The organism is Catenulispora rubra, assembly GCF_015356825.1.
Lineage (GTDB): Bacteria > Actinomycetota > Actinomycetes > Streptomycetales > Catenulisporaceae > Catenulispora > Catenulispora rubra.
In genome coordinates this window covers 1-14985 of sequence record NZ_JAACYW010000282.1, presented here as the reverse complement: position 1 = coordinate 14985, position 14985 = coordinate 1, and the positions used below count along the sequence as shown (strand labels likewise).

General features: G+C 71.3%; 11 protein-coding genes. 6 read left to right on the top strand and 5 right to left on the bottom strand.

Going from position 1 to position 14985, the window contains the following annotated elements:
* Positions 1 to 2384: helix-turn-helix transcriptional regulator (locus GWK61_RS44070; RefSeq protein ID WP_194918334.1), on the top strand; the 2384-nt coding region annotated here is incomplete at its 5' end.
* Positions 2385 to 2566: 182 nt separating this feature from the next.
* Here GWK61_RS44070 and GWK61_RS60160 read toward each other — a convergent pair.
* Positions 2567 to 5413 (bottom strand): helix-turn-helix transcriptional regulator, encoded by a 2847-nt coding sequence (locus tag GWK61_RS60160; RefSeq protein ID WP_194918332.1) that lies wholly within the window; start codon positions 5411 to 5413, stop codon positions 2567 to 2569.
* Positions 5414 to 5527: 114 nt separating this feature from the next.
* Here GWK61_RS60160 and GWK61_RS44060 point away from each other — a divergent pair, with 114 nt between their 5' ends.
* Positions 5528 to 6097: a sigma-70 family RNA polymerase sigma factor gene (locus tag GWK61_RS44060; RefSeq protein ID WP_323748032.1), complete on the top strand. Its 570-nt coding sequence runs from the start codon at positions 5528 to 5530 to the stop codon at positions 6095 to 6097.
* A gap of 354 nt (positions 6098 to 6451) precedes the next feature.
* Here GWK61_RS44060 and GWK61_RS44055 read toward each other — a convergent pair whose 3' ends face one another.
* The gene (locus tag GWK61_RS44055; protein WP_194918330.1) at positions 6452 to 7564 is read right to left on the bottom strand and encodes a tryptophan dimethylallyltransferase family protein; all 1113 of its coding nucleotides are present in this window, start codon (positions 7562 to 7564) and stop codon (positions 6452 to 6454) included.
* A gap of 150 nt (positions 7565 to 7714) precedes the next feature.
* Positions 7715 to 8506, bottom strand: coding sequence for a glycine betaine ABC transporter substrate-binding protein (locus GWK61_RS44050; RefSeq protein ID WP_194918328.1), 792 nt, complete (start codon positions 8504 to 8506; stop codon positions 7715 to 7717).
* A gap of 71 nt (positions 8507 to 8577) precedes the next feature.
* On the opposite strand from GWK61_RS44050, the gene GWK61_RS44045 reads away from it, so the two are divergent.
* Together GWK61_RS44045 and GWK61_RS44040 are read left to right on the top strand one after the other, a co-directional pair.
* Entirely contained in the window at positions 8578 to 9504 is a 927-nt protein-coding gene (locus GWK61_RS44045; RefSeq protein WP_194918326.1) for a LysR family transcriptional regulator, read from the top strand.
* Between the two features lie 227 nt (positions 9505 to 9731).
* Entirely contained in the window at positions 9732 to 11135 is a 1404-nt protein-coding gene (locus tag GWK61_RS44040) for a cytochrome P450 (protein ID WP_194918323.1), read from the top strand.
* Positions 11136 to 11287: 152 nt separating this feature from the next.
* On the opposite strand, the gene GWK61_RS44035 is transcribed toward GWK61_RS44040, so the two are convergent.
* Positions 11288 to 12367 (bottom strand): zinc-binding alcohol dehydrogenase family protein, encoded by a 1080-nt coding sequence (locus tag GWK61_RS44035; protein WP_228563945.1) that lies wholly within the window; start codon positions 12365 to 12367, stop codon positions 11288 to 11290.
* Between the two features lie 105 nt (positions 12368 to 12472).
* A complete protein-coding gene (locus tag GWK61_RS44030; protein WP_194918313.1) occupies positions 12473 to 12895 on the bottom strand; it encodes a GlcG/HbpS family heme-binding protein in 423 nt (140 codons plus the stop codon).
* Positions 12896 to 13140: 245 nt separating this feature from the next.
* Between GWK61_RS44030 and GWK61_RS44025 the strand changes: the two genes are divergently transcribed.
* Together GWK61_RS44025 and GWK61_RS60155 are read left to right on the top strand one after the other, a co-directional pair.
* Entirely contained in the window at positions 13141 to 13434 is a 294-nt protein-coding gene (locus GWK61_RS44025; protein ID WP_194918337.1) for a winged helix-turn-helix transcriptional regulator, read from the top strand.
* 169 nt (positions 13435 to 13603) lie between these two features.
* Complete coding sequence (locus tag GWK61_RS60155; protein ID WP_194918311.1) at positions 13604 to 14323, top strand: helix-turn-helix transcriptional regulator; 720 nt, start codon at positions 13604 to 13606, stop codon at positions 14321 to 14323.
* The last annotated feature ends 662 nt before the right edge of the window (positions 14324 to 14985 follow it).

The window sequence follows — 14985 nt, the reverse complement described above, 5'->3', positions numbered from 1 at the left end:
CCGGCCCCACCATCCGCACCCTCCGCGACCTCCTCGGCTGCCGCCCAGGCCCGGCCGAAGGCACCGTCCAATCCCTCGACCGCCTGTCCTCAGCCCTGGCCCAGGTATGCGCCGACGGCCCGCACGTCATCGTCCTCGAAGACCTCCACCGCGCCGACGACATGACCCTGCGCGCCTGGAACCACCTCCTGAGCCTCGCGCACCGCCTGCCGGTGCTCCTGGTGAGCACCTGCTCACCCCTGCCCTACCGGGAATCGCTCAGCCACCTGCGCGAATCCGCCCGCCGCACCGGCGCCGAGATGGTCTACCTGCGCCCCCTGTCCGACGCCGACATCATCAAGCTGGCCGCCGACCGCCTGCGCGCCACCCCGGCCGCCCGCCTGGCCCGCTACCTGCGCGCAGTCCGGGGCAACCCGGGAGCCGCCGTCAGCCTGATGACGGCGCTCGACGCCGCCGGCCTGCTCGAGCGCCCCGCAGAAGCAGGAGACAGCGCCGCGGACCACGTCGACGTGGCACCCGAGGCAGAGAACTCCAGCCGCATCCTGCGCGACCACGCCCTCCACGACATCCCCGACGACCAGCGCCACATCCTCCAGGTGGCGGCACTACAACGCGCCCGCTTCGACGCGACCGAAGTGGCCTGCGCCGGCGACCTCCCCCTGCCAGCCGTCGCAGCAGCGCTGGCGAATGCCACCGACCTAGGCATCCTCCGCACAGAGGACGACCGCCTCGTGTTCAGAATGGAAGCGGTACGCACCGCCTGCGCCCAGCGGCTCCCCAGCACCGAGCGCCAGAGGTTCCACCAAGCCGCCGCACTACGCCTGGCCGCATGGGGCTCGCGCCCGCAGTCGGTCGCGTACCACCTCAACGCCGCCGGAGAACTGCCGATCCAAGCGATCGGCTGGCGCGCCGGACTCACCGAAGCGACATTGCTGAGCGAGCCGGCGCTGTTCTCCACGGTGCTCCACATGCCCCCGACCGACTACCGCGCTCCGATGCTCGACTACTGGCTCGGCGACTACGACACCGCGCTGAAAACGGTGCTGGGGCTCGTAGACGACGTCCACGCCGACAGCACGCTCCTCAGACTCTCTGTTCGAGCACTGATACGCTCCGGTCGCTACGAAGAAGCGGCCGCGCTACCCGAAACGACACGGGACCCCCACCTCGGAGCCTGGCAGGCTATCGCGCTCACCGCCTCCGGAGACCTCACCGGCGCCAGAGCCCTGATACGCGACCTAGCCCCGCCGCACGGAAACATGCTGGCCGCAGCGGCGCTAGTCCACGCATGCGTAGCAACCGGCTGGGACATCCCGACCCCCGCCGACGTAGTCGCAGCCCGCGACGCCCTGGACGACGGCGGCGAAGCCAGCGAACTACGAGCACTGTTACAGGCCGACCTCGTCGCACTACTCGCGCAAACCGGCCCGGCCGAGTCGCTGACAGCAGCGCTGGCAGACGTGACCCCGGACGCCGCAGCGACTCCGGCATGGGCCGCATACCTAGCCGGCCACTGGGACACCGCGACCGAACTGGACCCGGACGTGGCAGCCGTCATCGCGATGCGGCGTGCAAAACCCGAAGACGCTCCCGCCACCGACCGACTGCCACGTGCCGACCACATCAGCCACGAAGCAGAAGCGATCCGCGCAGAGAACGCAGGCCGCCTAGAGGAAGCCCTCGAACTCCGACGCCAAGCCCTCGCCGAAGCCCTGCGCACGCACCCCGTCGCACTGCACGGCGCCGAGCACGTCCTCCGACTCGCCGAAGCCACCGGCGCCGAAGCCGACGCCGCATACGCAGTCGCGGCCTGCGCACAAGCCGCCGCCGACGAAGGACTGCCGGTCCAGGTGGCGATCGCCGCGCTGGTGAAGGCGATGGCGCAGCACGACATCGTGTCGCTCCTGGACGCCACCCAAGCCTGCGGCGAGCACGGCGCCATCCTCCAACAGGCCCACGGCCTCGAACAGGCAGCGGTCTGGCTCGCCGACGCCGGCGACCGCCGCGGCGCCACCCGCACGCTGCGCGAAGCGGTGACCCTCTACGCCACCGCTGGCGCCACATGGGACATCGCCCGCGCCGACACCCGCCTGCAGGAACGCGGCGTCCGCCGCCGCACGCCGGCAGACCAGCCGAGCAGCGGCTGGGCGGCACTGACCCCGGCGGAGTGCCGCGTCGTGCGGCTCGTCGTGATGGGGCTTTCCGACAAGGCGATCGCCGCAGAACTCTTCCTCAGCCAGAACACCGTCCACAGCCACCTGGCCCGAATCCGCGGCAAGCTCGGCCTGCGCTCGCGCATCGATATCGCGCGCGCCGTCGACTTCCAGGTCGAGAAGTGCGAGGAGGCGGCTCGGCCAGGCCGCAACGCGGGGCTGCCGGGCTAGTCGCCGCCCGCAAATCATGGGAACGCTCGGGCTGTGCTCGCTGGGCCGTACTTGCCGAATGCGCATCGGCGGCTATCCGCGACCCGCGCTCCGAAGTACCGCTCATATCGGCGCAGCTAGCCTTATCCGCCGATGCGCCCCTGCGGTCTGCGGCCCGCGCTCTGCCGACTACCGATCCCGAGCTACGGGTTCGGCGCGGCAGGCACCGCACTCCCGCCCCGCAGCACAACCTCCCGAGCCAGCTCCGCGCGCGAGCTCTGGTCGAGCTTGGCAAGGATCTTCGACACATGGCTCTGCACCGTGTTGCGCGACACCAGCATCTCCCGCGCGATGTCAGAATTCGTATAACCCCGCGCCACCAAATGCGAGATCTGCATCTCGGTCTCCGTGAGCGCCGACCATCCGGTGCGCGTGTCCCGGCCGCGCGGGCGCGGTGCGCGCCGGATGCCGTAGGCGCGGAAGCGGGCCGCCGCGCGCCGCAGGTCCCAGTCCAGGCCGGCCTCGTCGTAGATGTCCGTCGCACGCAGGAACGGTGCGCGGGCCGCCGCCATGTCGCCGGCCTCGGTCAGCGCGGCGGCCGCTTCCTCGAACGCGTACGCGGCATACGTCAGCCACTGCCCGGCCAGGAACTCCTCGGCGATCTCCAGCAGCCGCGGGCCGTCGCCGGCGATGACCGCCTGGCACGCCGCGATGGTCAGCCGGCCGTCCTCGGACGGCGGCGAGGAGGCGACGGCGCTGACCGTGTCGCACGCGGCTCGGGCCGTGGCCTCCTCGCCGAGGCTGCGGGCCAGGCGGATCAGGTACATGGCCTCGGCGCTGCGACTGTCGCGTTGGGCGCTGTTCGGCAGGTCGAGATACTGCGCACGGATCCGCAGCGCCTGGTCGTGACGGCCCGCGGCCTCCGCACGCAGCGCCGCCGCGTCGGTGACGACCGGCCCTGACGGAGCCGGTGTCTCGTCCGCCGCGGGCTCCGGGACGCCCGCGTCCAGCAGCGCCTGCGCGCCTTCGGCGAAAGCGCCGCGGCGGTAGGCGATCACCGCGCGGATGCCGAGCAGGTAGGCGAACGCCGGGTGCCGCAGCTTCGAGGCGTCCATCTGCTCGATGTGCAGCAGCGCCTCGTCCCACCTGCCGTGCTCGAAGTAGTAGCCCGCCGCGTGGGCCCGCAGGGTGCAGGTGCGGTACGTACCGACGCGTTCGGCGATCGTCAGCGCCTGTGCCAGCACCGCCTCAGCACGCGGGTCGCCTTCCGTCCCCAGGCGCGCGGCGAGGTTCCCGGCCATTTGCAGCCGCAGGTCGAGCGCCTCCGGATCGTTGCTGAGCGCGTCGGTACTCAGCACGTCCACCCCGGCCTGAAGGTGCCCGATCATGCGATCGGCGCCGTCCACCGGGGCCAGGGCGCTGTGCGCGGAGGCGATCCCCAGCGGATCCGCCGCCTCGGTGGCGAGGTCCAAAGCCCGGTGGCTGGCCGCGCGCGCCTCCTCCGGATCGCCGACGAAAGCCTGAACAGCCGCCTGCCACGCCAGCGCGCGTGCCCGCCACACCTGCGAGACTTTCGCATCGTGAATGGATGGCGCCGCGACCGTCAGAGCCTCGTCGAAACGACGCTGTCGGGCCAGCGATCGCAGCACCTGGATCCGCAGCCGTGCCGTCAGATCGCGGTCCGCTCCCAGCGCGGGGATCGCCTCTTCACCCGCCTCGACCACCGCGTCGTCGCGACCGAGCCAGAAGGACACCAGCATGAGCTGACGCAACAGCGTCGATCGCCGGGGAGCTGGCGAGGCGGAAACGGCGCGTCGCAACAGAACGGAGTACGCGTCGGGGGCCGTGTAGAGAGTCGTTTCGGCGCGCGCCGACAACCAGTCCAGGGCCCATCCGGCCAGTGGGTCGCCGGCCGCGATCAGATGGCCTGCGACGAGGTTGTCGGGCCGGTAGGCTGCGGCCAGCGTGCGGGCGATGTGGTCGTGCATCCCGTCGCGTACCGCTGGTGAGAGGGGGTCGATCAGCGTCTGCCGGATGAGCTTGTGCCGGAACCGAGCCCGGTTACGACCGAGGCTGATCAGGTCGGCTGACGCGGCGGATTCCAGCGCCGGACCGGGATCTTCGGCCAGGACCACGGCGAGGTCGTCGATACTGAAGCTCTCGCCCAGCAGCCCTGCCCACCGTAAGGCCTGCGCGTGCTCCGGAGGGAGCGTGCGCAGGCGTCGTTCCAATGCTTCGGCGAGCCGGGCCGGGACCAGGTCGGGCGTGGTCAGCTCGACGGTGCCGGCGGGGTGGTCGCCGCTCCCGTCGTCCGCGGCGAGGTCGTCGCGGCCCAGCAGCGCCAGGATCTCGCACAGATACAGCGGGTTGCCCTCCGCCACCTCCAGCAGGCCCGACAGTCGAGGCCCGGGGTCGGCGTCGAGCCGGGCCCGGACGAGCGTCGCGACCTCGGCCGGCGCCAGCGGGCCCAGCTCCAGCCGGCGTCCGGCCCGCGACCGCAGGGCCTCGCGTGCCGAGCCCGGTTCCGTGACGGCCGGCCGGCTGGTCGGCACCAGCAGCAGCGGGACCTGGCCCGCGACCCGGTTCAGCCGTTCGATGAAGGTGAGGCTGGCGTCGTCGGACCAGTGCACGTCCTCGAAGACCAGGACCAGCGGCCGTTCGGCGCACATCCGCTCGACGAGCTCGATCATCCGCTCGGCGGCGGCCAGGACCGGGTCGAGGTACGCCACGTGCTCGGGGTGCGCCCCGCCGAGCAGGTGCGCGATGCGGGAGCGCTCCAGGTCCGCCGACCAGGTGGCGATGTCCAGGACGGCCGCGGCGGTGCGCAGCGGGAAGGTCTGCATGAGCTGGTCGGCGTGGCCGATCAGCACCTCGTGCCCGCGCGCGGACGCCTCCGCGGCCAGGACGCCGACCAGGTGGGACTTGCCGATCCCGGGGTCGCCCTCGATCCACAGGCAGCCGCCGCGGCCCCGTCCGATGTCGTCCAGCGCCTGGCCGACCAGCCGGAGCTCGGAGCTGCGCCCCGCGGTGAGGGGCACGTTCGGGAGCACGTCATCACCTTAGCGGGGCGGACGGCCGGCCAAGAATCGCCCGAATCAATGATGGCTCCGCCGGGCCGTGCACGGAACGCTCATGGCCAGGAGATTGACCATGGAGGCGGGAAAGTGCTGGTGCACGACGGCGGATGCAGGACCGGGTGCGAGGTCGGGACCGGGCCGGGAACCGGGACCGGGTCGACCATCGACGAACGGTTGGCCCTGCTGGACCGGGAGCACCGCGCCCCGATGCTGGGCTACGTCACCAAGCTGCTCTTCAGCGACCCCTCGGCGGCCGAGGACGTCGTCCAGGAGACGTTCGCCCGCGCCTGGCGCTACCTCAGCGAACACGAGGACGTCGACCCGGCCGTCCTGCGCCCCTGGCTGAACACCGTGGCCCGCCGCCTGGTCATCGACGCCCTGCGCGCCAAGCGCGCCCGACCGCCGGAGGTGGCCTGGGCCGTCGCGAACGACCCGGGCGCCGAGGACGCACGCCTGTCGCACCTGATGCACACCGACGCGCTGCGCTCGGGGCTGCTGCGGCTGTCGCCGGAGCACCGGCACGTCCTGGTCGAGCTGTATTTACGCGACCGGACGACCGAGGACGTGGCGGCGCGTCTGGGGGTGCCGGTGGGGACGGTGCGCTCGCGGAGCCACTACGCGAAGCGGGCTTTGCGGGGGATGTTGGAGGAGCGCTGACCCGGGTGTGCGCGGTTCGGCGGAAACGACTGCCGCGCAGGGCAAAATCGCGCCGGGGCCAGTCTGTCCGCCACTGCCGCACGTAATGTTCGGCAGGTCGCGGCGCAAGCCGTGACCACCCTCCCCGAGAGGGCTAGGGGCTATGACTCTCGGGGAGGGCACCGTGGCCGGCGACGGTGGGCAGAGCGTTGCCGGGCCACGGTCGTGAGCATCACCGTTCCGGCCCCGCCCGGCGACGTGCAGGCGCTGCGTGACGTCCTGAACCAGGGTCGTCCGCTGGTGCGAAAGCCGGGGGCCGGAACGCCCCGACAGCCGGCGCGAGATGTATATCCGACGCCTGCGACGCCTGGTGCTCTACAAGCTGGCGCACGTAGGGTCGGCGACCGGCTGAGCGTCCAGATAGCGTGCGGGCGGATCGGTCTGACGAAGCTCAGGGGACCAGTAGCACTTGATCCGGTGCCGGCCGTCGGCGCCGCGTTGCAGGCCGAGGTAGTTGTGCAGCCCGCGCGCGTCGGCGAGGGGGCGGCGCGCGACCGCGGCCAGGCAGGCGTCGTAGCGCGCGGGCGGGATGTCGAGGCCGGATAAGAGGTTGTGGACGCGCTGCCGCACCGTGGCGTCGTCGGCCGCGAGCCACAACGGGACGTAGAGCGTCGCGACCGGTGGCCGGGTGCCCGAGGAGTGGAACGACAGGCAGGTCACCGGGGGCTGGCGGGCGAGGGCGGCGTCGTCGGGTCCTGCGACGCGGCACAGCGCCGTGGTGTCGGCGGGGTCGAGGCCGTGGCCGGCCATCAGCCGCGCGAGGTATTCGAACCCTGCGTCGTAGTGGCGGAAGTAGACCTTCGTCCGGGCGGTGGCGTGGTCGGTCAGGTCCAGCGAGACCAGGATGGGGCGGCAGCTGACGAAGTCGCCGTCGACGTGCCTCTCGATCGCGGTCCACGCGGCCGGCATGTGGAGGCGTTCGAGGGCCTGCCGGACGAGCGTGGGGGCGTGCTCAGCACCGGCGATCCCGGCGTAGAACCAGACCTTGCATTGCCTCAGCCCCGAAGAGTCTATTTCGGCGCCGTACATGGCCGCGTGCGCCTGCGGCTCCGGAGCGTCGGTGTCGGTGTCCGCGAGCAGGAACAGATCTGCGACCGCCGACCAGCGGGTCGGCGATGCCCAGCCGGCGCGCGCCAGGCGTGCCATCATGCCGCGGGCCGCATACGTGCGAGTGCTCGCGTGTGACTCCAGCGTCATCGGTTCGACGGCGATCTGCAGAGTCGGTTTCCCGTCGTTCAGCTCGACGGCGTACTCCACCGGAGAGCCGTCGGCGGACACGTCGGACGGGGGCAAGGCGGCCGGCGAGTGACGGTTCCACGGCCGAGTCATTTCGGCGAACGTGGACGCCGCCAGATCGGCCTGGGCGCCGAGTCCCAGCGCGGAGCAGAGCCGGCGCACCTGCCCTTCGCAGATCTCTGTGGCAGTCATCAGGTTCCTTCCAGAACGACGGAAACGGACTCCCCGCAGGTGAGTCAGAGTCGCAGTTCCGGACGGAACCCGGTTCGACCAATCGGGTCTGTTGCCCGGATAGCCACCGCGCACTGCACGGTGGTACCAGTTTTACCGACTTCAGGGCCTTTATATCAAAGAGCGAAGCAGCTCCTGGTGTCGCTGCAGATAGCCGTCCGCGGCCTGCAACGCGGTGTAACCCTCGACGTTGATCAGCGCGTCCAGTTCCTCGACCGCGTCGTTGCCGAGGTCCAGCCGGCGCAGATGGGCCAGCGCGGCGGGCCCGATCGCGTCGGCCGCCTCGTCGCGCACGACCGGGCTCGCGGCGTCGATCAGGCCGAGCAGCCCCATCGGCTCCGTCAACGCCCGCAAACCGTGCACCCGGTTGAGGTACTGCGGCCGCCACAGCGGGATCACGAACCATTCCCGGGCCGCCAGCCCGCGCTCGACGCGGGCCAGGAAACCGGCTTCCGTGCCGGGAACGAACCGGTAGCCGGCATCATCGAGCCCGTACTCACCGATCATCCGCCCGGAGAACCGGCTGATTCCCGCCCCCGGATTGATGCCGTCGATCACCGGCGTCATTCGCTCGCGCACGTCGGCATGCAGCAGATCCGCGACCTCCTGCACCGCGTTCTCGGGAACGTAAGGAGGCACGGCCCACACGCAGTACGGGTGATACTGCGGCTCCAGGACCAGTACCTGATCCCGGTAGCCGGACAGGTACGTCCCATGGCTGGCCGGCAGCCACGCCGACAGCAGGACGTCCACGCGGCCGGCGGCCTGCATGCCGAACAGCTCCTCGTGCGGCGCCTCGACCTGCGTCACCTGGTGTCCGTGTGCTTCCAGAACCCGTCGTGACACCGCCGCGACCGCGCGATGGAAGGACAGGCCGATGTTCCCGACGACGATGTTGCTCATGCCTCCACTGTCTTTGCGGGCGCCTTCATGTGTCCAAGGACGGTTTCTCATCGATGCCATAAGCTGAGCGCATGGCTACCTTGCGCCAGTTGGAGTACCTGGTGGCGATCGTCGAGACCGGGTCGTTCACCCGCGCCGCCGAGCGCCTGCACCTGACCCAGCCCGGGCTGTCGCACCAGTTCCTGGCGCTGGAGCGCGAGGTCGGCGGCCCGCTGCTGGAACGGCTGCCGCGCGGCGTGCGGCTGACGCCGGCCGGCCGGGCCATGCTGCCGCACGCCCGCGCCGCGCTCGCCGACGCCGCCCGCGCGGCCGTGGCGGCCCGCCGCGCGACCGGCGCCGCCACCGGCGAACTCCAGGTGGCGACGCTCTACTCGATCAGCCACGGGATCCTGCCGACGGCGCTGGGCCGCTGGCGCCGGGCGCATCCGGGGGTGCGGGTGCGGCTGTTCGAGTTCCGGCACGTCGACGACCTGGTCGCGGCGATGCAGGCGGGGCGTGCCGACGTCGCGGTCGGGCCTGAGCCGCAGGGGTTCGAGGGCATCGTGCGGCCGTTGGGCGGCGAGGAGTTCGTGGTCGTCACCGCGGCCGAGGACCCGATCGCCGACGCCGGCGGCGCGACCATCCGGTTGGCAGAGTTGGCCGACCGGGAGTGGGTGCACTTCACGCCGGACAGCGGCCTGTCCGACATCCTGGACCGGGCCTGCGCCGACGCCGGTTTCGCCGCGCGGGTCGCGGTGCGGACCGAGCAGGGCGCCTCCGCGGTCGGCTATGCGGGGGCCGGGCTCGGCCCGACGCTGGTGCCCGCGAACATCGTGCCGCCGCACTTCGCCGGCGCGGTCCTGCGGCTCGATCCGCCGATCCGGCGGCCGCTGGCCGCCTTCACCCGCACCGTTCCGGACCCGGTCACCGCCGCCTTCATCGAGCTCCTGGCCGACCGTGCCGACCTTCTGCCGATGACCGCGCCAGTGACCACGCTGGGGACCGTACCAGTGCCCTGATCGACATCCGGTACCCAACCGTGTCGGCCTTCTGCCGGTGACCATGCCAGTGATCGTGCCAGTGCCCTGATTGACATCCGGCACCCGACCGATCGGGCACGGATTCCCCCGGCCTGTGGCATCGGGCCCCCGCGTCTGGCCACCGTGGAGCGCACCCGCCGCAACGTACCCGGTTCCCCCTTCCGGCGCGGCGGCGTCAGCTCGATCCCCGGACAGAAGAGGCCGACATGCCCAAGAGCCCCGCCATCCCGGTCGCCCCCGGTGCCGTCCCGATCCTGGGCCACCTGCCCAAACTCGCCCGCGACCCGCTCAGCTACCTCGACACCCTCGGCGAGCACGGCGGCCTGCTCACCCTGCGGCTGGGGGCCAAGCGCATGATCGTGGTCTGCGATCCGACGCTGGTCCACCAGATGCTGGTCGCCGACGACGTCTTCGACAAGGGCGGCCCGTTCTTCGCCTCCGCCCGGCGGCTCATGCCCACCGGGGTCGGTCTGGTCGAGCACGACCGGCACCGGCGGCTCAGGAAGCTGATGCAGCCCTCGTTCACCCGCGTCCGGCTCTCCGGCTACGGCCGGATCATGACCCGGGAGATCACCTCGGCGCTCGCGGGCTGGCAGGACGGCCAGGAGCTGGACGCGGTGCCGGAGCTGATGGCGATCACCGGCCGGGTGCTCATCGCCACCATGTTCTCCGGCTCGGTCCCCGAGGCCACGATGCGCCAGATCATGATCGACTCCACCGAGCTGACCCGCGGGCTGCTGATCGACACCGCGCTGCCCGCCCCGCTGGCCCGGCTGACCCCGGGGTACGGCCGCTACCGGGCCGCCGTGGCCCGTCTGCGCGAGGTCACCCTCCAGCTGATCACCGAACGCCGGAACGTCGGCCCCGAGGCCGCGAGTCAGTACTCGGATCTGCTCCAGACGCTCCTGACGCGCGGCGAGGACGGCGGCGATGGTGAGGAGGAGCCGATGTCGGACTCCGAGCTCGTCGACCAGCTCACCTTCATGCTGGTGGCCGGGACCGAGACGACGGCGCAGACCATGGCGTGGGCGCTGTACCAGATGAGCGTGCGCCCGGAGATCGAGATGGAGCTGCACGCCGAGATCGACGCGGCGCTCGCCGGCCGGGACGCGGCCGAGTACGAGGACGTCGCGCAGCTGAAGCTGACCAACCGCATCGTCACCGAGACGCTGCGGTACTACAGCCCGGCCTGGATCTTCACCCGGCAGACCAGCGTCGACACCGAGCTCGGCGGCTATCCGATCAAGGCCGGCACGGACATCCTCTACAGCCCTTACATCATCAACCGCATGCCGTCGGCCCACGACCACGCGCGTACCTTCGATCCCGAGCGCTGGCAGCCGGAGCGGGCCGCGAAGTGCCCGCGCGAGGCCAACATCCCGTTCAGCACCGGGGCCCGCAAATGCCTCGGCGACCAGTTCTCGCTGGTCGAGTCCGCGCTCATCCTCGCGACCGTCGCCGCGGGTTGGCGGTTGGAAGCCGTTCCCGGCACCGAGCTCCGTACCAGCCGCAAGACCGTCGTCACGCCGCAGGGGCTCAAGCTGCGTGCGGTGCGGCGGGAACGGAAGCAGGAGACGGAGACGGCGCGGGGGTCGGCCGCCGATGTGTGAACCGGCGGGTCTGAGATCGCGTACTTGGGGACGGACGGTCCCTGTCGACGGCCGTCCCTCGACGGACGGCCTCTGTCGTCGGCCGTCCGTCGAGCGTCCCAGGACGACCGCCGTCCCGCCGGACCGCCGGAGGGACCATGCTCGGAGCCCGCTCAGAACCCGGTCAGCGTGATCTTCCCGATCGCCGCACCGGCCTCCAGCGTGCGGTGCGCCCGGCGCAGGTTGGCCGCGTTGACCGGGCCGAGGTCGCCGTTGCCGGTGCTGGTCAGGATGCCGGCGTCGACCAGCCGTGCGACCTGCGTGAGGATCTCGTGCTGCCGGATCATGTCCGGCGTGGAGAACATCGAGCGGGTGAACATGAACTCCCAGTGGAAGCTGAGGCTCTTGGCCTTCAGCCTGCCGATCGGCAGCGAGTCGAAGTCGTCGATGGCCACGATCGCCCCGAACGGCTTCAGCGCCTCGGCGTAGGCGTCCAGGTTGCGGTCGGTCGCGGTGGTGCCGAAGACGTAGTCCAGGCCGTCCGGCGCCACCTCGGCCAGCTGCGGTCCCAGCGGCTGGTGGTGGTCGATGACGTGGTGCGCACCCATCTTCTGCGCGAACTTCACGGTCTCCGGGCGCGAGGCCGTGCCGATGACGGTCAGCGAGGTCAGTGCCGTCGCGAGCTGGGTCACGATCGAGCCGACCCCGCCGGCCGCGGCGGTGACCAGCAACGCGCCGCGGCGGTCGCCGGAGCCCTGGTGCGGCTGGTGGCTCTGGTGGGCCTGGCGCGCCTCGGCGGTGGCCGGGGAGTCCGGGATCAGGTGCTCGAACAGTCCCTCCCACGCGGTCAGCGCGGTCAGCGGCAGCGCGGCGGCCTCGGTGAAGCTGACGGCCGGCTTGCGCGCGACCAGGCGCTCGTCCACGGCGTGGTAGCGCGCGTTCGTCCCGGGCCGCTCCAGGGCCCCGGCGTAGTAGACCTCGTCGCCGACCGCGAACAGCTCGACCTCCGAGCCCACGGCCACCACGATCCCGGCCGCGTCCCAGCCCAGCACCCGCGGCTGCCCGCCGGGGTCGGCGTTGGCCCGGATCTTGGAGTCCACCGGGTTCACCGAGACCGCCTCGACCTGCACCAGCAGGTCGCGCGGGCCGGGCTGCGGCACCGGCAGTTCGATGTCGACCAGGCTGTCCGGGTCGTCGATCGGCAGGTTCTTGCGATAGGCGACGGCGGGCATCGTCGTCGGGATCAGGCTCATGGCTTCCTCACTTCCCTCTTGGATCACAGCTCACTACTCACAGCGGGCGGGGCACCCCGCAAGGCGCATGGCTCAGCAGCCGGAACGCCCTGCGGGGCGCACAGCTCACAGCGCGGCCAGTGCCGCCTCCGCCACTTCGTGGTCCTGGTCCGGGCTGCCGCCGCCGACGCCGATCGCGCCGATCACCACGCCGCGCTCGTCGCGGACCGGCACGCCGCCGGCGACGAAGGCCAGCGGTCCGGCGGTCGCGGACGCGATCGTGTACAGCGGCGCGCCCGGCTTCACGGCACCGGCCAGATCCTTGGTGGACGCGCCGAACAGCACCGCCGTGCGGGCCTTGACCTGGCTGGTCTCCACGGCCGCCAGGGCCGCGCCGTCCTGTCGGGCGGCGGCGACCAGGTGCGCCCCGGCGTCGACGATCGAGACGGTGAACGGCACGCCGAACTCCTCCGCCTTGGCCTTCGCGGCGCCGATCGCGGCGTCGGCCTTGGCCAGCGGGATGAAGGTCGGGGAAATCTGAACAGACATGGAGGTATCCCTTTCACAACGCGTGGACCTAAGCTGTGCTGCCGGACATCCGGGCACGTCAGCAACGGTAGCCAATGGGTAGCGGTTACCCGCAAGGACTAATGGTTCCCATCGGGTACCATTGCAGCATGACGACTGTTGCTACCTCCGCACACAAGGCCCACGCGGCCCACGGATCCCACGGCGCCGCCGGCACATGTGACGACCCCAAAAGCGTCTACCTCGCCGCCTGCCCGTGCCGCGACATGCTCGACATCCTCGCCAACAAGTGGAGCGCCCTGGCCCTGGGCGCCATGGAAGACGGCCCGCAACGCTTCAGCGCCCTGCGCAACCGGCTCCAGGGCGTGAGCCCCAAGGTCCTCACCCAAACCCTGCGGCGGCTGGAGGACAACGGACTGGTCAGCCGCGAAATCTTCGCCGAGGTACCGGTCCGCGTCGAATACAGCCTCACACCCTTGGGCGAAGAGGCCTGCGTGCCGCTGGCCCAGCTACGCACGTTCGTGGAGCTCAACATCGACCGGTTCCCCAGCGCGGTCTGAAGGGCCACGCTTCGGCGCTCGCAGTCTTCTGTGAAACTTTCCGCACGAACATGAACCCGGTGCCGCACGGCTGCGTAGAAGAGGCCAGGATCGCACGCCGCGGAAAGGTGGTTTGGCCGTGCTGGATGTCGTGCCGATAGTCCGTCACTCTCCCGAGAGGCAGTCCGCGGTGCCCGCGGGCACAGTGCTGGCCCGCCGGCACACCCCGCACGTCGCGGGAGCGCACCGGCCCGACGCGCGCGACGTCGTGGCCACGGCCACCGTCCCGATCTCGGTCGCGGTGCTCGCCGGCGACCCGGTCACCGGGCAGGGCGCGGTGGCGTACCTGGCTTCGTGCCCCGGCATGAAGGTCCTGGCGGCCGACCGCCAGGAGGAGGCCGACGTGGTGCTCATCCTGGTCTCCTGGGTGACCGAGGAGACCCTGGAGTGGATGCAGCAGGTCGCCGACCGGGCCCGGCACGGCGCGCGCTTCGTCCTGGTGGGCGACGGCGTCCGCGAGCAGCACCTGCTGCGCGCCGTGACCTGCGGACTGGTCAGCGTGATCCCGCGCCAGGAAGCCGACTTCGAGCGCATCGTGCACGCGATCCGCGCGGTCTGCGACGACCGCCTGGAGATGCCCGACGTCGCCCTGGGCTGGCTGGTCCGCCAGGTGCGCGCGATCCAGCGCGACGTCCTGGAGCCGATGGGCGTGACCACCGCCGGCCTGCAGGACCGCGAGGCCGACGTGCTGCGCCTGCTGGCCGAGGGCCTGGGCACCGCGGAGATCGCGGTGAAGCTGTGCTACTCCGAGCGCACGGTGAAGAACATCATCCACGGGGTGCTGACCCGCTGGCAGCTGCGCAACCGCGCGCACGCCGTCGCCTTCGCGATGCGGCACGGCGCGATCTGAGAGCCGCGCCGCCCACCGGACCGCAAACGCTTCCGGTCCGGTGAGCGGTCGGGGTGTGAACACAGAAGGCGGCGCCGTTGGGCTATGTGTGGGTGGCTGGGGTGCGGTTTGTTTGTTGTTTTTAGAAGCTTTTTACGGCTTCGCGCATGGTTTGATGGCCTCGCGGGGGACGCAGTTCGGTTGTGCGAGTCGTTTCGCGCTGGCGGCCGCCGGTTTTCGCGTACACGACCGCGCGGCGGTCCGAGTCACTGCGCACGCGTCGTGTGGGCGGCTGTCTGCCGCGTGTGGTGGGTGCCTGAGATCAAGAGCAGGCGCCTGCGCGGCGAGCGGCCTCGGCTCGGAGGGATGACCAACCCCGCGTGTCGGCGCCGGTTCGTGTGTTGGTCGCCGAGTCCCGGCCTGTGGTGTGGACGGGGTCCACTCGGTGGCCACACGCGGCGGTGAGGCGTCGAGCGGGAGGTGCGGGGACCTATCCCACAGGTGGGGTTGTCCCGGGTTCCCCGTCGCGTCGGCGGGCGCAGCCAAGCTGACCGGGCCGCAAGAGCGGGTAGTTAAGGGTTTGGGGTGGGTGTCAAGGCCCTGAACTGCTGGTTGGTATGTGAAACGAGACCTCTGATACATCGGGACTGTCTAGGAACCCTGGTTTCGGAGGTCTCGTCGTG

Bases quoted from the DNA above. Each gene is read 5' to 3' on its own strand.
- GWK61_RS44055 (WP_194918330.1), bottom strand. From the start codon at position 7,564: ATGACTGCCACAGAGATCTGCGAAGGGCAGGTGCGCCGGCTCTGCTCC.
- GWK61_RS44050 (WP_194918328.1), bottom strand. From the start codon at position 8,506: ATGAGCAACATCGTCGTCGGGAACATCGGCCTGTCCTTCCATCGCGCG.
- GWK61_RS44045 (WP_194918326.1), top strand. From the start codon at position 8,578: ATGGCTACCTTGCGCCAGTTGGAGTACCTGGTGGCGATCGTCGAGACC.
- GWK61_RS44040 (WP_194918323.1), top strand. From the start codon at position 9,732: ATGCCCAAGAGCCCCGCCATCCCGGTCGCCCCCGGTGCCGTCCCGATC.
- GWK61_RS44035 (WP_228563945.1), bottom strand. From the start codon at position 12,367: ATGAGCCTGATCCCGACGACGATGCCCGCCGTCGCCTATCGCAAGAAC.
- GWK61_RS44030 (WP_194918313.1), bottom strand. From the start codon at position 12,895: ATGTCTGTTCAGATTTCCCCGACCTTCATCCCGCTGGCCAAGGCCGAC.
- GWK61_RS44025 (WP_194918337.1), top strand. From the start codon at position 13,141: ATGCTCGACATCCTCGCCAACAAGTGGAGCGCCCTGGCCCTGGGCGCC.